The 22,826-nt window shown below is 47.6% G+C and carries 19 protein-coding genes; 1 reads left to right on the plus strand and 18 read right to left on the minus strand.

The annotated features are described in order from the left end of the window. Window positions 1–96: 96 nt before the first annotated feature. The 10 genes from KO512_RS07720 to trmH form a co-directional block, all read right to left on the minus strand. Complete coding sequence (locus tag KO512_RS07720; protein ID WP_215951751.1) at window positions 97–1,701, minus strand: ABC-F family ATPase; 1,605 nt, start codon at window positions 1,699–1,701, stop codon at window positions 97–99. A 322-nt stretch (window positions 1,702–2,023) separates the two neighbouring features. Then, window positions 2,024–3,139, minus strand: coding sequence for a tRNA-queuosine alpha-mannosyltransferase domain-containing protein (locus KO512_RS07725; protein ID WP_215951752.1), 1,116 nt, complete (start codon window positions 3,137–3,139; stop codon window positions 2,024–2,026). Window positions 3,140–3,163: 24 nt separating this feature from the next. Then, a complete protein-coding gene (locus tag KO512_RS07730; protein WP_215951753.1) occupies window positions 3,164–4,366 on the minus strand; it encodes a tetratricopeptide repeat protein in 1,203 nt (400 codons plus the stop codon). 121 nt (window positions 4,367–4,487) lie between these two features. Continuing rightward, complete coding sequence (locus tag KO512_RS07735) at window positions 4,488–6,170, minus strand: SPOR domain-containing protein (RefSeq protein ID WP_215951754.1); 1,683 nt, start codon at window positions 6,168–6,170, stop codon at window positions 4,488–4,490. Between the two features lie 101 nt (window positions 6,171–6,271). After that, entirely contained in the window at window positions 6,272–7,777 is a 1,506-nt protein-coding gene (locus tag KO512_RS07740; protein ID WP_215951755.1) for an SPOR domain-containing protein, read from the minus strand. 328 nt (window positions 7,778–8,105) lie between these two features. Next, the gene (locus KO512_RS07745; RefSeq protein ID WP_215951756.1) at window positions 8,106–10,256 is read right to left on the minus strand and encodes a TRAP transporter permease; all 2,151 of its coding nucleotides are present in this window, start codon (window positions 10,254–10,256) and stop codon (window positions 8,106–8,108) included. Window positions 10,257–10,344: 88 nt separating this feature from the next. Continuing rightward, window positions 10,345–11,373 (minus strand): TAXI family TRAP transporter solute-binding subunit, encoded by a 1,029-nt coding sequence (locus KO512_RS07750; RefSeq protein ID WP_215951757.1) that lies wholly within the window; start codon window positions 11,371–11,373, stop codon window positions 10,345–10,347. 349 nt (window positions 11,374–11,722) lie between these two features. Next, the gene (locus tag KO512_RS07755; protein WP_215951758.1) at window positions 11,723–13,099 is read right to left on the minus strand and encodes a sigma-54-dependent transcriptional regulator; all 1,377 of its coding nucleotides are present in this window, start codon (window positions 13,097–13,099) and stop codon (window positions 11,723–11,725) included. 2 nt (window positions 13,100–13,101) lie between these two features. Continuing rightward, complete coding sequence (locus KO512_RS20165) at window positions 13,102–15,171, minus strand: sensor histidine kinase (RefSeq protein ID WP_215951759.1); 2,070 nt, start codon at window positions 15,169–15,171, stop codon at window positions 13,102–13,104. Window positions 15,172–15,277: 106 nt separating this feature from the next. Continuing rightward, window positions 15,278–15,976, minus strand: coding sequence for a tRNA (guanosine(18)-2'-O)-methyltransferase TrmH (gene trmH / locus KO512_RS07765; protein ID WP_215951760.1), 699 nt, complete (start codon window positions 15,974–15,976; stop codon window positions 15,278–15,280). Window positions 15,977–16,116: 140 nt separating this feature from the next. On the opposite strand from trmH, the gene KO512_RS07770 reads away from it, so the two are divergent. Continuing rightward, window positions 16,117–16,983 carry a prephenate dehydratase gene (locus tag KO512_RS07770; protein ID WP_215951761.1) on the plus strand — a complete coding sequence of 289 codons (867 nt, stop codon included), beginning with the start codon at window positions 16,117–16,119 and terminating at the stop codon, window positions 16,981–16,983. Between the two features lie 100 nt (window positions 16,984–17,083). Here the strand turns inward: KO512_RS07770 and KO512_RS07775 are convergent, their stop codons facing one another. From KO512_RS07775 to KO512_RS07810, 8 genes are all read right to left on the minus strand, one after another. Beyond that, window positions 17,084–17,968 carry a DMT family transporter gene (locus KO512_RS07775; protein WP_215951762.1) on the minus strand — a complete coding sequence of 295 codons (885 nt, stop codon included), beginning with the start codon at window positions 17,966–17,968 and terminating at the stop codon, window positions 17,084–17,086. 243 nt (window positions 17,969–18,211) lie between these two features. Beyond that, complete coding sequence (locus tag KO512_RS07780; RefSeq protein WP_215951763.1) at window positions 18,212–18,808, minus strand: hypothetical protein; 597 nt, start codon at window positions 18,806–18,808, stop codon at window positions 18,212–18,214. A 44-nt stretch (window positions 18,809–18,852) separates the two neighbouring features. Then, window positions 18,853–19,764, minus strand: coding sequence for a sensor domain-containing diguanylate cyclase (locus KO512_RS07785; protein ID WP_215951764.1), 912 nt, complete (start codon window positions 19,762–19,764; stop codon window positions 18,853–18,855). A 248-nt stretch (window positions 19,765–20,012) separates the two neighbouring features. Continuing rightward, window positions 20,013–20,189: a hypothetical protein gene (locus KO512_RS07790; RefSeq protein ID WP_215951765.1), complete on the minus strand. Its 177-nt coding sequence runs from the start codon at window positions 20,187–20,189 to the stop codon at window positions 20,013–20,015. 15 nt (window positions 20,190–20,204) lie between these two features. Next, the gene (locus KO512_RS07795; RefSeq protein WP_215951766.1) at window positions 20,205–20,414 is read right to left on the minus strand and encodes a DUF3565 domain-containing protein; all 210 of its coding nucleotides are present in this window, start codon (window positions 20,412–20,414) and stop codon (window positions 20,205–20,207) included. Between the two features lie 161 nt (window positions 20,415–20,575). Next, window positions 20,576–21,031 carry a YbjN domain-containing protein gene (locus KO512_RS07800; protein ID WP_215951767.1) on the minus strand — a complete coding sequence of 152 codons (456 nt, stop codon included), beginning with the start codon at window positions 21,029–21,031 and terminating at the stop codon, window positions 20,576–20,578. A 625-nt stretch (window positions 21,032–21,656) separates the two neighbouring features. After that, a complete protein-coding gene (locus KO512_RS07805; RefSeq protein WP_215951768.1) occupies window positions 21,657–22,007 on the minus strand; it encodes a putative quinol monooxygenase in 351 nt (116 codons plus the stop codon). Between the two features lie 227 nt (window positions 22,008–22,234). Then, complete coding sequence (locus KO512_RS07810) at window positions 22,235–22,708, minus strand: Dps family protein (RefSeq protein ID WP_215951769.1); 474 nt, start codon at window positions 22,706–22,708, stop codon at window positions 22,235–22,237. Between the last annotated feature and the right edge of the window lie 118 nt (window positions 22,709–22,826).

A 22,826-nucleotide genomic window follows, 5' to 3' on the forward strand; every position in this document is an offset into this window, starting at 1 on the left:
AACAGACCATCATCTATCTGTAAAAAAGCCCCCGCAGCGATAAAGCTGAGAGGGCTTTTTAACTAAATGCTAGCCAATAACGATTGATAATAATCGTTAAGCGACCTGAGATGATTTAGTCTGGTTATCCAGATACTCATCAAAGGTACCAGGAAAGTGAATCACTTTATTATCTTTAATCTCAATAATATTGTTCGCCAGCGAGGAGATAAAGGCGCGGTCATGGCTGACAAAAATCAGCGTACCGTCAAAGTCTTCGAGGGCGAGGTTCAATGATTCAATCGCTTCCATATCCATATGGTTAGTCGGCTCATCCATAATCAGCACGTTGATATCCATCATCATCAACTTACCAAACAATAGACGGTTCTTTTCTCCACCAGAGCAGACCCGCGCTTTCTTATTGAAATCATCCGCAGTAAACAGTAAACGTCCTAACATCGCCCGTACTTTCAAATCATCATGCTTGGGCGTGCGCCATTGTGACATCCACTCAAACAGGGTCAGATCACAATTAAAGTCCTGGGTACTATCCTGAGGGCAATAACCAATAGACGCATTCTCAGACCACTTAACAGTACCCTCTTTGGTTTCTAATTCATTCATCAGGCAGCGCAAAAAGGTGGTTTTACCGGCACCGTTTTCACCAACAATTGCCAGTTTAGCGCCGGCTTCCAGAATCAGATTACCATCACGGAACAACATTTCATCGTCATAACCATGACCCATATCTTCCAGAATAAGCGCCTGACGGTGCAGTCTCTTATCCTGTTTATAGGTGATAGAAGGGAACTGACGGCTAGAACTTTTAACTTCATCCAGCTCGATCTTTTCCAGTTTCTTAGCCCGAGAACTCGCCTGTTTTGCTTTCGAAGCGTTAGCCGAGAAGCGGTTAACAAATGACTGCAACTCATCCATCTCGAGGCTTTTCTTCGCGTTCGCAGTCAACAACTGTTCACGAATCAACGCCGAGGCTTCTAAGTAATATTCATAGTTACCCGGGTAGATACGCAGTTCACCATAATCGATATCCGCCATGTGCGTACACACTGAGTTCAGGAAGTGACGGTCATGGGAGATAATAATCATGGTGCTCTTACGCTGGTTAAGCACATTTTCCAACCAGCTGATGGTATGAATATCCAAGTTGTTGGTTGGCTCATCCAGCAACAATACATCAGGGTTAGCAAACAACGCCTGTGCCAACAGCACCCGAATCTTCCAACCTGGGGCAACCTGACTCATCAAACCAAAGTGATACTCTTCAGCGATGCCCGCTTCTAGCAAAATATCCCCAGCACGGCTTTCGGCACTGTAGCCATCCATCTCGGCAAATTCGACTTCCAGATGGGCCACCTTCATGCCGTCTTCTTCAGACATTTCCGGCAGCGAGTAGATCCGCTCACGCTCCTGCTTAATTTTCCATAACTCAGTATCACCCATAATCACGGCATCGATAACGGTGTACTCTTCAAAAGCAAACTGATCCTGATTAAGGATGCCCAGCTTTTCCCCCGGTGTCATAGAGACATTACCGGACGTTGGCGTCAGCTCACCACTCAAAATCTTCATAAAGGTGGATTTGCCACAACCATTCGCACCGATCAAACCATAACGGTTGCCGTTGCCAAATTTAGCAGAAATATTTTGGAACAGCGGCTCAGCGCCAAACTGCATGGTGATATTCGCGGAGGAGATCAAAGGATAAGTCCTGAAAAGATAGTTCTGGAAAGAATGTACTGAAAGAGAATCCTGATAAAGAGCCCGGAAAAGTACAGGTTACACAGTGCCAAACCGGCATTGTAAAAGAATGCGCCACTTTAAAGAGTTAAGCCCCTAAAGTCGAGCGCGCATTGTACATTTTTTAAACAAAAGCTGTTTTTTGCCGCTAGGAGCGTGATCCTCAGACTAAGACCCTGATATCCACGATATTCTTAGGCTCAAACCCGTCAACCCAGAAGCCATTGAATACCGTCGCTAACACCCAGATATGAATCTCTTAAGATGAGCCACTAAACTATTTTCATGCGTTGAACTGTTGCGAATCGCTGCCGCACAGATTCGCCACGCGATTGAGCAAACACTCATACGGTACGGACATTTGCGGCCAACTCAAAGCCGATAGATCCGGTGCTACGGCCAGCTGGCCCTGTTGTTTTGCTTTGGCAAAGCGCACCACCGCAGCCACTAGGTGCTGAGTTTCATCACCCTCATCGCAATAACAGCAACCTGCCGGAAACAACTCGGGATAAGCCAGCCGGTTAGGCACTAGCGGCAACGCACCAGCAGCGGCGCCTTCGAGTACGGCAATCCCCTGAAAATCATGTAATGCTGTGGATAACACGATATCGGCCTGTTGCAACAACCGACGATATTCAGCCACCGATTCCACGAAACCCCAATGACCTTCCTGATCCGCCAATAGGGTTTTAAGGGTCTCAAATGGCGCCGGCAGCTTGCGAAACTGCTGACCCACGAGGTCTAAACGAAAATCTACACCCGCCGCAATAAGTCCTTCGACAGCACTCAGTAATAACTGCGGCCCTTTGTCATACTCCCACCGGTGATTCCAGATCAGCCGTACAGGCCCCGGCTGAGGCTTATGGGGAAGATAGGCCGATGACGGCAAGGGTACTTGAAGCACCGATGAACGTTCTTCTAACTGCTCAACTACACCGGCAGGCACCTGATCCGGCAGTTTCTTCAATAAGGCGCGACAACCATCCAGAAAAGTATTGCGATTATAGGCGGTATTAAAACAGATATGATCGGCAGCCAGTGCCGTGTATATATTGAGAATCTTCGGTTCGACATTGCCATACTCTCTTCCGGATTCCGGGTAGGCAAATTGATTTTCGTGAAAATAAACCAGTGTCGGGATGCTCGCCAAATGAGGCACAAATCCTCTTAGCGCTGATAGATCCGTCATTGACGTAGCGATAATCAAGTCGTAAGGCTGTTCAAGAGTCTCTCGCTCATTCATGGCCCAACTCAGGCTGTTACCGCGAATACGCCATGAGAAGTAACGTGGCGGCAGTGTGAGCACCGTCCACTGATGCTGATTGAGATTACTCACCAACCCCTGATGCCAATAACGGTGACTCGCCGCATCGTAGGCGGACAGCAGCAGTATCTTCACTTTCCACGTCTCGTATCGCTAAACTTATTTGGCATACAGCGAGCGGTAGCTACGAACCCATGCTTCATTCACTAAGGCTGGGGGAAGTTTATCTCGATAAGCATTCTGCGCCATGGTTTTATCAGCAAAACTATCCTGTAACAGCACCACATAGTCATCAGGTGTAAGACGTACAACGTCCACCCTACCCTGTAATTGATACTCGGTCATAAAGCGTATGGCACTTTTTTGACTCGCTAGCCGCGCCAATTGTATCGCGTATAAACCTGGTAACTGCTGTTGTAGCCAATCTCTACCCCGTAGCCAGGCTGCCGTTTCAGTCGCAGAGCCAATCTGACTATCGGCAGCATCCTGAATATGACTCAATGCCGGCTCTTTAATACCTTCTTGCTGAATTTTGGTGAGTATTTTGTCATACAGGGCTTGAGTCTGTTGGTTACCTAACTCGATACTGACATCCGCATAGGCCAACGCCTGCAATAGATCGGGAGGGATCATAAATCCGTCGGAGTAGACTAAGGCCAGATTATGAGCTGCATAGGGATTACCTTGGGCAGCCGACCGTTGGTACCACTCAATCGCATTGGCGGGCTCTGAATTAATCAATATGCCAGCCAATGCCAACTGCGCTTGACCATAGCCTGATTCTGCCGCCTGTTCGATCCAACGACGTGCAGCTAATTGATCTTGATCGACGCCTTCGCCTTGAAAGAGCATCAAGCCGAGTTTTAACTGACTATCGACTAGCCCCGCTTCAGCAGAAGACTGATACAGTGAAAATGCCTGAGCTAGATCTTGCTCAACACCGTCACCCTTTTCATATAGCAGCGCGAGATTACGCATCGCCTTAGGATTACCCAGTTCTGCTGATTGACGATAATATTTAACGCTCTCTGACAGGTTTACCGGAGTCCCTTTACCTACCTGATGGGCAATGGCGAGATTATAAGCCGCTTCAGAATATCCGCCTTTCGCTGAGAGCGTTAACCACTCAACAGCCCTCTCCCAGTCAGGCCCACCGCCCTCAACGCCTAGCGCATACAGACGTGCCAAAATAAATGCCGCTTGAGGATCACCTACCTGAGCCAACGGCAGGCAACTGTTATAGGCCTGTACCACCCTCTCTTCTCTATAATCTTGATAACACTGCTCGTTATCGGCGGCAAAACTTACCGAGGAGAACCATACAATGACGGCGGTAATCGCTAGTTTAAATTCCTGACGCATTTAAAATCCTTGAAACTCAATCACACTCATGGACTGATCTACTTTGAATATCGATACATTTTACGTAGCGTCTGTTTAAAAACTGAAAGCCCTCTGCCTGCCGACAATATCGTTTTACGCGCTATTTAACCGGTTTATAAGCATGTTGAATCGCATGATAAGTTCGAAACCAGACCATACCAGAGAGTTTTTTGGGCAACTGAGCTGCTATCTGCTTAGCCCCTTGCAATGAAGCTGCCGACTCCGCATACAGCACCACATACTTATTGCCTGCCGCGGTGATCGCCTTGAAGTAGTTAACCTTACCTTGCAGTTTATGATCGCGAAGATAGGCATTTACCGAGTCATTACTGCTCAACTGGGCTAATTGAAGAACATAATGTTTACTCGGCTGAGCCATTAACCAAGTAAAGTCCTGTAAACCAGCCATTACATCTTTGCTTGCCGATGCTTCTGCCTTAATTTTCTCATCCGCAGCTTGCTTCGCAGCAATGGCTTCAGCTTTGGCTTTCTCATCGGCGGCTTTCTTGGCAGCGATAGCTTCAGCTTTGGCTTTCTCATCGGCGGCTTTCTTGGCAGCGATAGCTTCAGCTTTGGCTTTCTCATCGACGGCTTTCTTGACAGCGATAGCTTCAGCCTTAGCTTTCTCATCTGCAGCTTTTTTAGCAGCAATAGCTTCAGCTTTGGCTTTCTCATCGGCCGCTTGCTTAGCAGCAAGGGCTTCAGCTTTGGCCTTCTCATCCGCAGCTTGCTTGGCAGCAAGGGCTTCAGCTTTGGCTTTCTCGTCCGCAGCTTGCTTAGCCACAATGGCTTCAGCTTTGGCTTTCTCATCCGCAGCTTGCTTAGCAGCAAGGGCTTCAGCCTTAGCTTTCTCATCCGCAGCTTGCTTGGCAGCCATTTTTTCCGCTGCAACTTTCAACGCTTGTTCGTTAGGTGCGGTTTTCTGAGTTTCTATTTGCAGAGAAGTGCTAGATGCCGGTTCCGCAACGCTCGGTGAGAGAGACTCTGGCTTATCAGCCTCAGACATTAACTCGGTACCTGCATGCTCTGCGATTGAGATCCGATGAGCCTCTTCCAGCACCTGTTGCTGTTTAATACTTTCAACAAGATCGACTGCTGGAGCATAACCTAAGCGCTCACTTTCGGATGCATAGTGAAGCGCTTGTGCTAGGTCTTTGCTCAAGCCAGCAGGTGGTTCACGAAACAGCAACGCTAGCTGATAAAAAGCAAAGTTACTGCCCTCTTGTGCGGCTTCGCGGAAGAGTTTGACTGATTTTTGCGGCTCCGTCGTTTTAAGCAGTGTCGCGAGGGTAATCTTAGCGCTCTGATCACCTCGATCTGCCGCCATAGTTAACCAGCGTTTAGCCTCGACATAGTCTTGTTGAGTGCCATTTCCCTTAAGGTAAGCAATACCGGTTTTTAGCTGGCTAGCAAGGTGGCCCAATTCTGCACCTTGAAGGTACCATCGAAAGGCCACACCGAGATCCCGGTCAACCACCTCACCCCGTTCATAGAGTACCGCCAAGTTATAGCAACCCGGCGCATAACCCTGTTCAGCAGAACGGGTTAACCATTTAAGTGCCTGTTGTAGATCGGATGATCCCCCTTCAAACCCCTGACTATAGAGGCTAGAAAGAATAAAGCTGGCTTCCCCATCACCCTGTGCAGCCAAGGGCATACAGTGATGCAGCGCTTCACGGGTTTGTTGATTCTGATAAAAGGTTCGACAACTCTGCTCATCAGCAGCAACCGCTGTGGCATATAAGCACAACACACTCAACAGAGAAAAAATAATACGGGCCATATCACTTCCGATCAACAGGACTAAAAAACAACGCAAGATAGGTCAATACTTCAACCGACCATAAGAGTGCAGCAACCTAAAACGCTGACAGATTCATCAGCCTAAGGGGCTACGTAAAGCTCCTGTAAACGTCTGAACTTACGAATCCAATGACTCTTACGCGCTGATGCGGGTATCTCTGCTAGAGCCGCACGCGCCTCAGGGATGCTTTCATAATCTCCATACACCAGTACGTAATAGAGTCCTGCTTCACGCTGTGTACGGAAATAACGTACCGTGTCCGGCAGTTTATGTTTGGCAATATACTTAAGCACACCTCGCTCATCAGTACCGTATAACAACTGAATGGTGAAATTAGGTGGCAATTTATCCATCACCCAACCATCAGCCAATGCATATTGATTATCAGGTTGCCACGGTGTGGCCTGAGTCTCTGCCGTTGCAACGTTAGCGACGGGTTGTGATGACTCTTGCTCTAACGCCGCGGTGGTTGTAGTCGAAGCGCTTGCAGCTGGCGGTTCAACAGGGGTTTCAACGGGTAATGCAATGGGTAATGGTTTATCGGATAACACGGGTGGAGCATCTTTTATATCTGTTTCAGATGGCTCATCTTCAACCGAGAGTGTCGCTAACAACAGTTGCTGCTCACCTGAACCATTATCTGGAATTGACTCACGTATCTGCCGTGCCAGCTGCTGTTTTTCAGCTTGTAACTCGACGACCTTTTTCTGTTCGGTTTCTAAGCGAATAAGATTTAATAATGATGCCGCTTCGGTATTCCCAGCATCTAGCGCCTGTTGCGCCAATGCGGCTGCTTTCTCATGATCCGCATCAACTCCCTGACCGGCGTAATATACCAGTGCCAAGTTTTGAAGCGCCAATCCGTTGCCCTGATCAGCCGACTGTTGATACCAGCTCAAACTCTCATCGGGGTCAACTTCTGCCAAAATAACCCCCATGGCAACCTGAGCATTAGAATTACCGGCTTCGGCAGCCTTACGAATCCAATGTTGAGCCGAAGCTCGGTTAGCCTTAACGCCACGCCCTTCTAACAGCATGGTGCCGACTTTTAGCTGTGCCCCCATAACGCCTTGCTGAGCCGCTTTGAGATACCACTGATAGGCGCGTTGTTGATCCTTCTCACCCGCCGCGCCAGATTCAAACATGGAACCGAGTAACTTTTGCGCTTTAGCATGCTGTGCCAATGCCGCTTGCTGATACCAGTGACGCGCCTGACTATTACTCTGACTGACGCCCTGGCCTAACTGATAAGCAAGTCCTAAGCGATATGCTGATTCTGGATGTCCTTTTTCTGCCGCCACTTGATCCCAGAATATGCCCCGCTGATCATCACGTTCCGTACCCAGTGCTTGGTAGTACATCGTCGCTAATAGAAATGCACCTTTGGCATCACCAAGTTCAGCAAGCTCCTGGCACTGATCACGGGCTTCTTGGTATTTAGTGGCGGTAAATAGCCGATAACAGTCATCCTGCTTCGAATCATTGGCGGCAGCAATTGACGACAACAGCAGCGCGGAACTCACGCCAATAATAGTGGGTAAACGAAAAAACAACTGTGATCGTGTTACATTCAGTTTTATTAACATAGTCCCTACCGCGAGTTAGAAGCGTCTTATTGAGACCGCTTCATAACATTTATTCAGCTTAATTCCCCCCCGGAATTAAGCGAAAGCTGACGACTATAGCAATTCACAGTCGACCGCTAAAAATCAATCCATTCTTGATTCTACTGACAATAGCATTAGAACAGCCGTAAACAAAAGCCATACCCAGTATGCAAGCCTATAGGAATCAGCTATCAAGAGGCTAATTTAACAAATTGTCGCCCGTGGAATAAGTAACTGTTCCCATTATTTAGCGCAAAAAACGAGAAAACCGGCCATTAGGCCGGTTTTTTTTATAACAACCACCGTATTAACCAGCGGTTACAGCAACGCCATCTTCCTCTTTACGGTTATAACGGCTGTAGATAAACAGCGCGAGGAAGACCAACAGGCCCACCGTGCTAATCATCCATTCACCATGAGGCCAAAGCATTAGCATACCGGCCACACCAGAGACTAACCGAAGCAGTAGGTTAAGCGGGCTTTCGAGATAGCCTTCCATAAAGCCAACCAAGGCGTATATACCGAACACAGAGAAGAAGAAAATACTCATCACTTCTGCCGTGGTGCCACCGATAAAGTTAGTGTAAGCAAACAGTAACGGTACGATATACAACCCCTTGGCTATCTTCCAAGCGGTAAAGCCGGTTGCCATCGGCGGCGTTTTAGCGATCGCCGCAGCGGCAAAGGCGGTTAGACAAACAGGAGGTGTCACGTTGGAGTCCTGGGATAACCAGAAGATGATCATATGGGCTGCCAACAAGATCATGGCCAAACGGGCGGGATCAATCGCCTGTTCTAGCAGCTGACCTTTGAAATCACCGGGAACCATCGCCAACAGCTGCTGAGCATCAATCTTACTCATCGGCTCTGCCAGTAACGCCGCTTTATCCATATCGACCAACATGAAGATCGTCCGAGCAACCTCAGGCAAGGTGCCATCAACCATCATCTCAATCAGTTGCATTTCAGCGATCAGATTATAGAGTGCAGGAGCCGACAGCGTCGCCAAAACGATATACGCAGCCGTTACCGGCAAGCCCATACCCAGCACCAATGACGCCAGCGCCACCAACAAGATAGTGATTAACAAACTGCCATTCGCCCAATCGGCTACCATCAGCGAGAAGGTATTACCAATACCGGTCATGGCAACCACATTGACCACTAAGCCTACGGCAATCAACAGCATCGCGGTTGTCGCCATATTCTTGGATCCCTGCGCGAGGGCATCGAAAATATCTTTAAGCCCCATCGGGTGCTTCGATAACCAAGAGGCGGCAACGACCGAAATAATGGAGATACCCGCAGCATAGGTTGGCGTAAAGCCATAGATCAGTAAGCTCACCAAGACCACTAGCGGTAATAGATAGTGCCAACCATCACGGAACACTTCGCCGATCGGCCGTGTATCAAGCTCAACCGCTTGAGCTTGGCTACGCATCGCTTCCACCCGGACAAAAAAGCCCACCGACAGGAAGTACAACAGCGCAGGCAGCGCAGCAACAGAGATGACATCCACATAAGGGATCTGTGTATAAGAGGCCATAATAAAGGCCCCTGCACCCATCACGGGAGGCATCAACTGACCACCGGTAGATGCGGCGGCTTCAACACCGGCGGCAAAACGCGCGGGGAAACCGGCTTTCTGCATCAGTGGAATAGTAATAACACCGGTGGATACGGTATTGGCAACCGATGAACCTGAAACAGAGCCCATCAAGCCAGAACCGAGTACGGCGACAAAACCTGGGCCGCCCACCATCCGTCCCGCAGCACAGCGAGACAGTTCAATAATAAAGTCGCCGGCACCGGATTTCACCAAGAAAGCGCCAAACAAGATAAACATAAACACATAGGTCCAGGAAATTCGCGCGATCTGGCCGAACATCCCTTCCGAAGAGAAGTAACTACGATATAGCAGGGTTTCCAAGCTCAGGCCGGGAAAACCAAAAATCCCATCGATGTACTGTCCCCACCAAAACACGTAGGTCAGTGCAAACAAGATCATACAAGGGATAAACCAACCGGTGGTACGGCGCGCCATTTCCAGTGCAATAAAGATGGCACATAGCGAGAACACCCAGTCGAGGTCGTCAAACTTAACGCCACGGGCGTACAGTGCATCCTCAAAACCGATCAAATAGAGGGTACAGAGAATCGCGGCGCAGCCTAATAAGATATCCAGTATCAGTGCTACCCGACGGCCCGCCACAGTATTACTGCGCATCGCTGGCACCATCAAGGCACAAAGCATTGCAAAGCCGCCAAAATGGATAGCAGACACCCATAGTTCAGAAACGGTACTGAGGGTATTAAAATAGATATGTGCCAGTGCAAATACTACACCGGCCCAGTAAATAAAACGGCCTGTCAGTGAATGTTCCGGACGCTGAACCAGCTCCAGACTCTTCAGCTTTGCAGCCGTTTCCTGATCAGTATGGGTATCAATAGAACTCATAACGGTATCCCGTTGACGGTGAACATAAAACGCAAGCCGGGGCCATAATCGACCCCGGCAGGTTCGCTGAATGATTCAGCGACGCTGATTACTCAGCGATAAGGTGTGCAGGGATAGTCAACCCTACTTCTTTGTAGTAACGCGCAGCACCTGGGTGCAGTGGTATAGGCAAACCGGCAATCGCTTTTTCTAGCGACATCGCTTTAGTTGCCTTGTGAATACCATTCAGGAACGACAGGTTCTCATAGATCGATTTAGTCAGCAGATAAACATCTTCTTCTGACAGATCATCACGTACTGCCAAGAAGTTAGGCTGTGCCATGGTGTTAATATCTTTAACCTGACCTGGGTATGTGTTCGCAGGGATCACATAACGAGTCCACAACTGGTAGTTACCGTTAGCTCTTTTGATCTGCTCATCGGTAAAGTCCAATACGGTCATATCACTACCCAGCGCAGCATACGCACGGGTAATCGCAGAGGTAGGTACGCCCGATGGAATGTTCATACCCACGATGGTACCGTTTTGCAGAGCATCGGCACTTGGGCCATAACCCATGTAAGCCATATCTAGGCTATCAGTTTTAACGCCTAAGCCACCCAGAATCTGTAGACCGGAGCCTTCTGTTCCTGAGTTTTTCTTACCGATAGAGAATTTCTTGCCATCAAGGCCCGCTATATCATCAATGGTTCCGGTTTTCGCTAGATCAGTTTTAACTGCAAACTGTTCAACGTTCTGCCACAACATTGAAACTGAACGGATGTTTTTCTTAGGGCCGCTTTGTGCAAATGCGCCTTCACCATTCCAAGCCCAAGCGCCGTATAGACCTTGAAGGATGGCAAACTGAGCTTCATTTTCGCTCAGCAACTTAATGTTTTCACCAGAACCTGCAGAGTTAATCGCTGACAGCGACACTTTATGTTTAGGTTCGAGTTTTACTTTAGTCAGGGTCGCCAGCGCCACACCGACAGGATAGTAGGTTCCACCGGTAGAAGCGGTTGCCAGAATATAAGAGCGATTATCTGCTGCTTGTACCATCGTAGCACCGCCCAGCGCGGCACTTAATGTCATAGCAAGGCCAATACCTTTAATCAGAGTTCGTTTACTGCTTTGCATGTTGGATTCCTTCACTCGGGATTTAAAATTTATTGTTAGTGTTTTAACTTTATAAGCAATGCTAATGCCAACTTCCAATAAAAAATATAACCTATTGATAACTAACAATTATCCATCAATAGGCAATTTCACAAAGAAGCTCAATAAGCAAAATATTGCCTATAGCGACGATCAAGCATAAGCAATATCTTGCTTATAACCCGGTACATTGAGCGCCTGAGCGACAAAATCCGCGACTTAATTCGTGCTTCACCCTAAAGTTAAGCACAGATTTGTAGCAATGGAGGGTCAATAAGCAATTTTTTGCTTATTGAAGGTGAATAGGTATAACAGAGCCGTCACACCGTTCTTATTCTTTACTATCATCGATAAACTGAGCGCGGTCGATTTGATACTTAACCATCTTTTGATTCAGTGTTCGCCGAGGTAGATCAAGCACCTCCATTACCGCCTTAATATTACCGTTATGTTGCCGTAACGCATCACAGATCACTTTATACTCAAAATTAGCCACCTGAGCCGCCAACGGTAACCCACTTTCCATCCGCTCAATGCCCATCGGTTCGATCGCCGCTTCAGGGTAGATCAGGTCCGCCACGGGTAGGGTGTCATCGATCGCATAACGCACGGCGATATTTTTCAGTTCCCTGACATTACCCGGCCAAGGGTGTTGCTGCAGATTGGTCAGATCTTGCCGAGTAATTGCCCGTAATTCACGGCCATGTTGGGTTGCCGCCTGGCGAGCATAGTATTCAAATAGCAGTGGTATATCTTCGGTGCGCTCACGCAGCGGCGAAAGATAAAGGCAAGAGACATTCAGACGATAATACAGATCCTGACGGAAATTCTCTTCCACTGAAAGGTCGGCTTTAGATGCGGCGATAATCCGTAGATCCACCGGCACTTGCTTATTTGACCCTAGCGGTTCAATCATCCCCTCTTGGATACTGCGCAGGATTTTCACCTGTAAGTTGGCCGGCATGCTCTCGATCTCATCCAACAGCAGCGTACCACCATCCGCGTGTTGAAACTTACCGGTCCGTTTTTTCGCGGCGCCAGTAAAGGCCCCCGCTTCATGGCCAAACAGTTCGGTCTCGATCAAATTTTCAGGGATAGCACCACAGTTGATCGGCACAAAGTTGCGCTCACTGCGCAGGCTAAATTCATGCAGACACTGGGCCACCAGCTCTTTACCACTACCGGTTTCGCCATAGATAATGACATTGGTATTAAGCGCCGCATATTTAAGAATATCCCGTCGTAGCTTCTGAATAGAGGGTGATATACCGATAATCTTACCGTCGATGCCGCTCCGAGATGCTAAGTCTTGCTGTAAACGCAGATTTTCCAGCACCAGCAAACGTTTTTCGCAGGCTCGGTTGATCGTTTCAACCAGCCGCTCAGGCACAAAAGGTTTTTCGATAAAGTCATAGGCGCCATCACGCATCGCGCCGATCGCCATATCCACATCACCATGGCCGGTGATCAAAATGACCGGCAATTCAGGAATGATAGAACGGGCCTGCTGCATAAATTCCAGACCATCCATCTCCGGCATTTTGACATCACTGACCACCACCCCAGGAAAATGCTCATCCAGATGGGTTAACGCTTCGGTGGCCCGATCACAGGCAATCACGTCGAAGCCCGCCATTTGCAACCATTGAGATGTTGATTGGCGGATCAGTGGATCATCATCCACCAGCAAAACCTGACCTCTCTTCATTTTCACTCCTCAGCCAAAATTAATGGCAGGGTCACCGTAAAACAGGTGTGCCCTGGCTCGCTACTGACCCGAATATCACCTTGCAGATCGCGGATAATCGAACGGATAATCGACAGCCCTAATCCCAAGCCCTCACCAATCGGCTTAGTGGTGAAAAATGGCTCAAACAGTTGTCGCTGATCTTGCTCATTAATACCCGCGCCATTATCCGCCACCTCAATACTGACCGTTTCGGCATCCTGACGTAAACGAATCGTCAACTGTGCTCCGCTGACATCAGCCAATGCATCACAGGCATTACTAATCAGGTTAACAAAAATCTGCTCTAGCCGAGCACTATCACCACTCACCTGCACCTGTAGATCGGTGCTGGAATAATCTAATTCAATACCTTCACGCTCCATCCGTCCACGAAACAGGTTAATCACCTGATCGAGAGCCAATACCGGATCAACCGGCGAGAGATGTTGTGGTTTCTGATAGGCAAAGGTTTTCAGCTGTCGTGTTAGCACCGTCATACGACTGATCAGATCGTTAATCAGCTGTAGATTACTATCTAGCTGTTCGGTTTCATGCCGCTCAATCAATTTACGACAGATCGCAATATAGGTTCTCAGTGCGGTGAGAGGCTGGTTGAGCTCATGCACCACCGCAGAGGACATACGCCCGAGCGCCACCATTTTTTCAGCCTGCACCAACTCATCCTGCGCTTCTCGAAGTGCCTGAGTCCGTTGTTGCACCTGATGCTCAAGTTCATCATTGGCCTTGCGTAAAGCCCGTTCGAGTCGTTTACGCTGGGTAATATCCATCACCGTCACCAAATAGTGTTCGGTTGATTCCCGCTTCATCTGTTTAATCGAGAACAACATCGGAAAACTATTACCATCCGAACGCTTACCCACGGTCTCCATCGCCGTCACCTGGGCAAATCCCCGTGTGCCTAAACGACTTAACACCCGCTTCATCACCCCTTGAAAGACTTCCGGCTCTATCAATTCGCCAATATAGGTGCCGAGAATACGCGGCATCGAAACGCCAAATTGCTGCATCGCCATGGGATTAATAAACAGCACTAACCCCTGACTATTGAGCGTGATCATCCCCACATGAGCATTATTAATAATATCCCGCTGCCGTGCTTCACTTCGCTCCAAGGCTTGCTGTGTTTCCCGCCGGGAGATATGTTTGAGTTGCCGTTCACGCAGCAAAAACACCAGCAACGAGATAACAATACAGAAAGCGATCGTGAACAGGCTCGCATTCCGTTGAATCCTTGTCACTTCACCCAGATCATTAAATACCGACACCTGCCAACCTAGGTCATCCAAGGTGACCGTTTGCAGAATGCCTCTATCCCCTGTCGCTAGTTCAACCAGAGTAATATCGGAACCATCGTAAAGCTGCGATGTTTGCCGTTTAACAAACACATCACGCAACTGTTTTTGTGGCTGAAAAGGCTGACTCGCCATGAGGATATGCTCATTCTGACTAAACAGGTACTGACTGTTCTGCTCCAAACCCGCCTGTAGGAGCTCCAGATTGATCCGAATAGTAGCCACCCCTAATAACTTTCGCTGCACATAAACAGGGGCAGAAAGGTACACCGCGCCATCGTTTTCAGCCGAGGGCAGCACGACATGCAAACCCTGCAACCCTTCTAATGCCTGGAGAAAATACGCCTGTTGATCATGGCTAACCGAGTAGAAATCCTGTTGCGCTCGCCAGTGACTAAACGCCTGAGGATGTCCATCCGCATCCAACACAAACAGCGCCGTGGTACCCGCCACTAAGTTGGTTTGTTCAAGATAACGGCTCACCCGCGCGGCTTGCTCAGCGGAAGGTTGCTGCAGCAGTTCTGCCACCTCTCGACTCTGTGACACGAGAAATGGCAGATATTGATACTCCGCCAACTCCGAACGGGTTTGACTGATAATACTCAGTAACTGACTCTCGCCACTCTCCTGTAGATCATTCAAAGCCCAATTGCGGACAAACTGTGTCACCAGCGTGGTGCCAATCAAAGACAGCAACAGCATCAGCAGGGCTAGTGGGAAAAAACGCGGAAACTGCACTTACTCTCTCCGATTATAGGCGTAGGCGGTCATGTCAAACGAAGCGAGTCGGCAACGGCGAGGCCAATTCGCCTCGGCGGACAAACTCACGGAGAATAAGCTCAGGCTACCATTGCCGTTTCGCCGCCAGCCCCTCACGGACCGCTTGATACCAAGCAGGCGCATCCTGTAACGCTAACAACTCATCCAACGGCGGATACTCCAAGCCTTTTTTATGGCAGAAATCAGCCAGATCAGGAAAACTCCACTCAAACAGAGTATCGCTATATTCCTGAGGGTCAAGCCTAGACTGCTCATATAGCCCTGCCTTCAAACGCTGATTCTGCGCCTCAACGAGAATAATACCCGCCGCTGTCGATACATTCAGCGAACCAACCATACCCATCATCGGAATCAAAATATGCTCATCCGCTAACGCTGCACCGGCATCGCTTACTCCGTCTTTTTCGGCCCCCATCAATAAGGCACAGGGAACGGTAAAATCCACATCCCGATAATCAATCGCCCGATCAGAAAAGTGCGCGGCATAGATTTTCATCCCTTGAGCCTTAGCCACACCAACCGCTTCACCAATACTGTTATGGTTTTCACTGGCGACCCAACGATCGCTGCCCCGGGTGGTACCGGTAAACTCATAGCCCTCTTTTGGGCTAACCGTATGAATACGGGAGATTCCCACCGCATCACAGGTACGAATCAGCGCCGCGATATTGCGAGGCTTATGCACCTGATCAGTAATCAGGGTCAAATCAGGCTGTCGCCGGTTTAGGGTCTGAATAAGTTTAGCGGTGCGTTCCGGAGTCATCGTGCTCTCACATTAAGCGGGTAAAATTAAACGGGTCAATAAGTTGCCGCCATATTACTGAAAAACTTCGGTCCGCTCACTGCAAATATTAAAATCTATGACATAATTACCGCCTTATTAATATCGACAACGGAATCCCCATGTCATCTGCACCGAACATCATCGCGTTTCAGGGCGTCGAAGGCGCCTATTCTCACCTTTCTTGTCGCCGGGTTTTCCCCGAGATGGAAGCGTTTGCCTGTGAAACCTTTGTTGAAGCAATGCTGATGGTCGATCAGGGTAAATCCAAGCTGGCGATGATTCCGCTGGAAAACTCCACCGCCGGACGGGTCGAAGAGATCTACCGTTTGATGCCTAAGAGCCAGTTACACATTATTGGCGAACATTTCGAGCCGGTCAGCCACTGTCTATTAGGCGTAAAAGGCGGTTCAATCGAGCAACTGAAAACCGTTTCCTCACACCCTCAAGCCTTAGCTCAGTGTGACGGCCATATTAAGCAGTTAAATATCGAACCCATTGCAGGCTTTGATACTGCCGGTTCTGCCTACGAACTATCCCAAAACCCCGACCCAAGCCACGGCGCCATCGCCTCAAGCTTGGCGGCAGAACTCTATGATCTTGATATCCTGCAAGAGAACTTTCAAGATGTCACCGGTAATACCACCCGCTTTCTGATTCTTTCACGAGAAGAAGGTATCCCAGAGCGCAAAGCAGATACCCCCTATATCACCTCACTTATGTTTACTGTGCGCAATATTCCAGCGGCACTCTATAAAGCACTGGGTGGATTTGCCACCAACGGCATCAATATGGTGAAGCTGGAAAGTTATATCCGTAATGGGCTAACCAAAGGGGCCAGCTTTCACCTAGATGTTGAGGGTCATCCGGATGATCGTATGATGCAGTATGCACTCCAGGAACTGGCTTTCTTCACCAAAGAGATGCGTAACCTTGGCACTTACGAAGCTCACGAGTTCCGCACTCAAAACCAGTTTCTGCAGGAATAAAAGAGCCTATAAAGCGACTCAAACCCAAAGGCATACCGGTGGGTTTGAGTCGCAAAACCTGCATCAGTCACTCGTTTAGATAGTCACGACCACTCAGGTTTTAACTGATCGTTTTGTTCAATTTGGCCACCGCAATACGACGACTGTGTATCAACGTATAACCACCACTTAAAACAATCAACAGACTACCGAGTAGCGTGATCGCATCCGGACTTTCGCCAAACACAAAAATACCTAAGAGTAATGCAAACAGTAAGCGGGTATAACGAAACGGAGAAACCACTGAAACATCCCCTGTCCGCATCGCAATGGTGAGAGCATTATAAGCAAGAACACCAAAAAAGATGGCCCCAACAACCTGTCCTAGCGCCACGGGTTCAACGTATAAAGCATCACCGCTATAAAGCAGCAGAGCCAACCCCGTGGGTATTAATATAAAAAAGCCATAAACCCCTAACTGCATATTGGACAGTGCTAATGGAGCGGCCCGAGTAGCAAGATCCCGTCCGGCAAAACCTAGCGTCGAGACAACAGCAAATAAAGAAGCCGCTTCGAAGCCCTCTAAACCGGGACGGATAATCATTAATACGCCCAAAAAGCCGACCAACACCGCCAGCCATCGTTTTAACCCCACCTGTTCACCAAAGAACAGCGCAGCACCGAGCATCGCAATTAATGGTGTTGCTTGAAGAATAGCCGAGGCGTTCGATAAGGCTGTCAGCGTGATCGCTAGGGCAAAGCTCATACGCCCCACCACTTCACACACCGCCCGCAATAATATCGGCCGTGATAGAATAGCCGGATGGAGAACAGACTCGCCTCTGCGCCAGGTTAAAAAGATAAAGACCAACATACCACCTAGACCAAACAGCATCAAAATAAGACCGATGGCGATCGTACTGGCAGCGGCTTTTATAAGCATATCCTCAACGGCAAAAGCAGCCATGGCCACCACCATAAAAATACTGCCTCTAGCATTATCCAAACAACACCTCCCAAGTAGCAACGCCATAACCATGGCTAAAACAACGTTTATCTAAGACGAAAACCCAATACCCAGAAGCCTATTTCAAAATCTATGCGGAGTAACTTAATAGATCTATTTTCAGGGTGACTGCAGAGCGGTTCAATGTTCGATCAATTTTACCACCAGGGCTTGGTTTAATATCGATCGTTTTGTCATATTTTTGATCTTTCAAACCTTTCACAAACACCCACGAGCCTGAGATTAACCAGGCACCTGAATATTCAAACTTTTAAGAAGAAAGTAATAAGACGTTACCGTTAGCACTCCGAACCCAACAACGATCAAGGCTCTGTATTTCAGACCATGACGGTGGTGTAACTCGCGGTTTTTATGGGACGTCACGTCCATCATCTCATCACCAAAATAGATCGACAGCAGCGTTCCCGCAGCACTCAACATTAAGATACACCAGTAAGGATAAGGCACCGTCAAAATATGCTTTAGCAACTGGGTTAGATAGGTCAGTTCGTAGGCGTTTGAATCCGATAACAACATGAAAATGTTAATCGCTAATGCGATAAACCACAGCACCACCTGTGTAATGGACATCTTAATACCGAACAACAACCGAATGGGAAAAGCGAGAATAAAGCCACCATCAGCCACCGGCGTACAGAGCACAAAAAAGGTCCAGCTTAACAACGCCACCGCAAAACCCGTCGATGCGTCATACTTCCAACTCATATATAAGAAGTAGGCCACCAGAATGAACGCCAACATCAAAAACTTTAACAACACTTCAACATGCGTTTCATGTTTAAGATTAAAACGAGGGGATTGAGACTTTACCTTAAGCATAACGACTCCATGTTGAAACGACATTCATCAAGAAAATAACCGGTCTAACACTCGACCTGATTGCGACCATTCGCTTTAGCTCGGTACAGCATGCTATCAGCAAGACTAATGAGTTCACGTTCACTGCTGCCCTTCTTAGGAACACAGGCTGCTAGCCCAACACTGGCCGTCAGGTAATCTTCGATAGGTGATTCTTGATTGGGAATAGCCAATGCCATTATTTTTACCAACAACTCATTTGATAATCGCTCCGCCTGCTCTAATGGCGTATCACTCCAGATCAAAGCAAACTCCTCACCGCCGTAACGGGCACATATATCACCGGGGCGACAAGCAAACTCTTTAAGCAATTCGCCAATCTGAATCAAACACTCATCACCAACCTGATGCCCATAGCGATCATTGAGTAATTTAAAATAGTCTAAGTCAACAATCGCCAGACAAACAAGCTTATTAAGCCGTAAACAACGACGCCATTCATGATGCAGAAATTCATCAAAGGTACGGCGATTAGGGATATCGGTCAGCCCATCGAGCCGTGCTAACTTTCTCACTTCCTCTTCGGCTAACTTTCTTTCGGTAATATTTTGATGAGAAATCACAAAGTAGGCACTACCAGCCATCTTTAAAGCCGTAACCCGCATCATAAACCAGCGCTTCTGATCAATACTGTGACAGGGGTATTCAAAATAAAAAACGGGCACCGTCTTGTTGATAACGCTTAAAATACCCTGTTTCGCCTTAGCGCCAAAATCATCTCCCATGACGGACGCTTTATCGCACTCTTCGATGTAATTCACGCCATGCCAGTCACCGCTAATAGCACAGGCGTTACTATTGCCAAATTCAGACCAGCTTTTATTGGTATATTGAATAACGCCATCGTCATCAATCACCACGATATGCTCAGTGATTGAATCTAAGATCAAACTTAAGGCTTCATACGAATTTTCCATAAACCTCTTCTATTTATAGTTATAGGTAGAAAAATCATCATATACAGCCGCTGTCGACCGACCTGTTTTATCAAGACTAGCGCTAAAGAGCACAACTCTCCATGAAAGTTTTCCTAGCGACACAACTTTCAGGCGGCTGAAAAATGTCAGCGGTCGCGATTGTGCAACGATAATGACCAGCGATCTTAGGTATTGTCGCCGCCTAGAGGACAGCCATAGAATGAGTGCCGAGACGGCCGCCCAGCTCATTACGACTCTTGGGAATGTTTGTTACGAATGTTTTGCTTGAATATGTGTTCATGTAACGCCTTAATCACAGGATGATAGGCGTCAGACGGTAATTCACCCGTCTCAAACATCTGCTGCAATAAGCGCTGATCGTCATTCATCATGGTGATCAGCTCATCGGCAAGTGACTGATTCATAGACTCAGCCATCTATTAGGGCAAAACATCCTGCGGCTCACCTAGGTCACACTTTTTACACTTCAAGCAAGCCCCTAACCTCTCAAGCCGCCCCGCTTCCGTGACCACCCAAGGCCGGTTAATAAAGGGCGGTTTATGCCTAACATGCTGAAAGTGACCGCACGCTAACTCGGCGACCCAGTCACCCTCATCATCTTTATGAAAACCGGTCATTGGTTGAAGCATAAATATCTCTGCGAAAAGCAAAAAACCATTGGCACAGTATCATCAGCAAACGGGTCGATATAAGGGGCGCCTTGTTAAACGCCCCCTATCCACAACCACTAACCAATAGTCGCTAACCAATAGTCATTTGACGCGCTATCGGCTACTGTCTGGTAACTAAACTAACTATTATCATGCTCAATAACAAAGTCTCTAAACCGCATGACGGAGCCTTTAAAAACCTTAAAGAATTCAGTTACATTTTCGACCGTCAGACCACCGTTTGCTAGCAAGTCCGCTTCAATGACAGGATCTCTATCTGAATCTAAATATGCACGAGATAGACGTTTGGTTCGATTCCAATCATTCATATCCCGATAGGATACATCGACACCGCTGATAGCATAATAAGCCTGAAGGTCGCCATCATCTTGATTGAACAGCATATATGACCGCCCATCAATCTTGATTCTTATGGAGCCATCATCAATCAGCTTAACGGCGCCATAACCTTCATCTTTTAAAATATTAACTAATTCAGAATCCGAGTACCGATAAGATAATGTTGACTCCGCAAACGCCTGTAGCGGCAACAAGAAGCAAACAGCCATTAGCAGTGCTATTCTACGTAACTTCATTTTTTCTCCATTTTGGCTCAAAAAAGTTCTATTAGACCGACCTAAGAGCCAGTACCAGCCTAATATTTTGAATAAACACATGCATTTCTGCCACCAGAATCGGTGACTAAAAGAGAGGTATCTACCGGATGGTGAAATAGTGTTAACTACGCTATTTCACCCATGAAACACACTCATCCAACCATGCCTTAGTCATCACTAAGCAGGCCATCTGATGATATCCTTATCTATAGCATTTTAAATAAATACAGGATTGTAGCTAATCGGAAAACAGACTTAACTTCTATCCATGTTACGCGATGAGCCTGCCACGATTCTGATGTATATCAATTAATCCTTTATATGAACTAAATTAGAACTGCGCGAATTCAATGACGAAATGCGACACCGTTATGAATCCCTAAAGTAGCTCTCGAAAAACACTGCTGGCGGACTAAATCTAAGACACTTTCCTATCCTTAGAGGCGTTCTTATCCTTAATCGCAGAAGCCTTGTCCTTAATCGCATTAGCCCTCAACTTCATACCTTTCGACGAGTCTGTTCTGGAGAGTAACTATCACTTGACCCATCTAGGCATCGCTATCGATAGACAGTTGGCCAAAGAACATATATGGCGTTAGGGCGATTACCCAAAGATCGGCGCATCAAAATCGGCACTCTCGTCGGTATATGCCGTGACGATAGCATCTGCAACTAGCCCGGCTTCCGCTTGAACTTCGGTTTCAAAAAAATGTTGTATCTGTTTTCTGCGACCATGTGCTGACCAAGCTTCGGCATCTTGCCAAATTTCATTGAAGACAAGGGTGTACTCATTGTTTGTCGCACTGGGATGAACGATTTGACGAGTCACACGATATTGAATACAGCCCTCTTCTCGATAGGCGTCAGGTTCCAACGCCTTTAACACCTCAAACAGCTCAGCCTCTTTGCCGTCTTTCGGTTTGAATTGCGCTAATACATACACTCGACTAGTCATTCGTTTTCCTCAATATTTCTGTCAGTGACTTAAAGATTTGTTTGTATGGTTAGTATCACACAAAATGCTATGAGGATTGCAGTGCTTTCATGAGGAGTCGCTGCTTAACGCCTAAACAACGAGAAACGAGAAACGAGAAACGAGAAACGAGAAACGAGAAACGAGAATAACAATATCGCAACCCGCTGTAGCGGGTTGCGAATCATCATGTTCAGTTGAAAAACATTTTATGCTTTTTTGGTGGCTCTTAACATCCAAGCTGTTTTTTCATGTAACCGCATACGATCAGACACCAGCGAAGCGGTTGATTCATCATCCGCATCTTGCGCTATTTTCAAAACTTGACGCGCTGTTCTGATGACCTGTTCGTGACCTTTGGTTAACAACGCAACCATCTCAGCGGAGCTAGGAACACCCTCAACCTCTTCGATGGAACTCAGTTTAGCAAACTCTTTATAGGTTGCCGGTGCTGGGACATCGAGTGTGCGAATACGCTCAGCAATATCGTCAACTGCAACGGCTAACTCTGTATATTGTTCTTCAAACATCAGATGTAATTCACGAAACTGTAAACCCGTTACGTTCCAGTGAAAGTTATGTGTTTGTAAGTATAGCGTGTAAGAATCAGCCAATAGACGCTTTAAACCATCTGAAATTGCGGTTCGATCTTGTTTGTTTATACCAATATCTATATCAGTCATTTTTATGTCCTCATCTTAAAAAGTTAATGACATGACTAGGCGGCTCAATGTGGCATCTATAAACACGCCCCTCTACCACCTGACCACTCACTCAGCGCTGCACCTGAAATGATATATG

The sequence above is a fragment of the Amphritea atlantica genome (assembly GCF_018860855.1).
GTDB classification, from domain to species: domain Bacteria; phylum Pseudomonadota; class Gammaproteobacteria; order Pseudomonadales; family Balneatricaceae; genus Amphritea; species Amphritea atlantica_A.

Excerpts from the sequence above, each read along its gene's own strand:
- KO512_RS07800 (WP_215951767.1), bottom strand. The coding sequence starts at position 21,031 with ATGAAGTTACGTAGAATAGCACTGCTAATGGCTGTTTGCTTCTTGTTG.
- KO512_RS07755 (WP_215951758.1), bottom strand. The coding sequence starts at position 13,099 with ATGAAGAGAGGTCAGGTTTTGCTGGTGGATGATGATCCACTGATCCGC.
- KO512_RS07745 (WP_215951756.1), bottom strand. The coding sequence starts at position 10,256 with ATGAGTTCTATTGATACCCATACTGATCAGGAAACGGCTGCAAAGCTG.
- KO512_RS07740 (WP_215951755.1), bottom strand. The coding sequence starts at position 7,777 with ATGTTAATAAAACTGAATGTAACACGATCACAGTTGTTTTTTCGTTTA.
- KO512_RS07785 (WP_215951764.1), bottom strand. The coding sequence starts at position 19,764 with ATGGAAAATTCGTATGAAGCCTTAAGTTTGATCTTAGATTCAATCACT.
- KO512_RS07805 (WP_215951768.1), bottom strand. The coding sequence starts at position 22,007 with ATGACTAGTCGAGTGTATGTATTAGCGCAATTCAAACCGAAAGACGGC.
- KO512_RS07730 (WP_215951753.1), bottom strand. The coding sequence starts at position 4,366 with ATGCGTCAGGAATTTAAACTAGCGATTACCGCCGTCATTGTATGGTTC.
- trmH (WP_215951760.1), bottom strand. The coding sequence starts at position 15,976 with ATGACTCCGGAACGCACCGCTAAACTTATTCAGACCCTAAACCGGCGA.
- KO512_RS07795 (WP_215951766.1), bottom strand. The coding sequence starts at position 20,414 with ATGCTTCAACCAATGACCGGTTTTCATAAAGATGATGAGGGTGACTGG.
- KO512_RS07750 (WP_215951757.1), bottom strand. The coding sequence starts at position 11,373 with ATGCAAAGCAGTAAACGAACTCTGATTAAAGGTATTGGCCTTGCTATG.
- KO512_RS07810 (WP_215951769.1), bottom strand. The coding sequence starts at position 22,708 with ATGACTGATATAGATATTGGTATAAACAAACAAGATCGAACCGCAATT.
- KO512_RS07770 (WP_215951761.1), top strand. The coding sequence starts at position 16,117 with ATGTCATCTGCACCGAACATCATCGCGTTTCAGGGCGTCGAAGGCGCC.
- KO512_RS07780 (WP_215951763.1), bottom strand. The coding sequence starts at position 18,808 with ATGCTTAAGGTAAAGTCTCAATCCCCTCGTTTTAATCTTAAACATGAA.
- KO512_RS07790 (WP_215951765.1), bottom strand. The coding sequence starts at position 20,189 with ATGAATCAGTCACTTGCCGATGAGCTGATCACCATGATGAATGACGAT.
- KO512_RS07735 (WP_215951754.1), bottom strand. The coding sequence starts at position 6,170 with ATGGCCCGTATTATTTTTTCTCTGTTGAGTGTGTTGTGCTTATATGCC.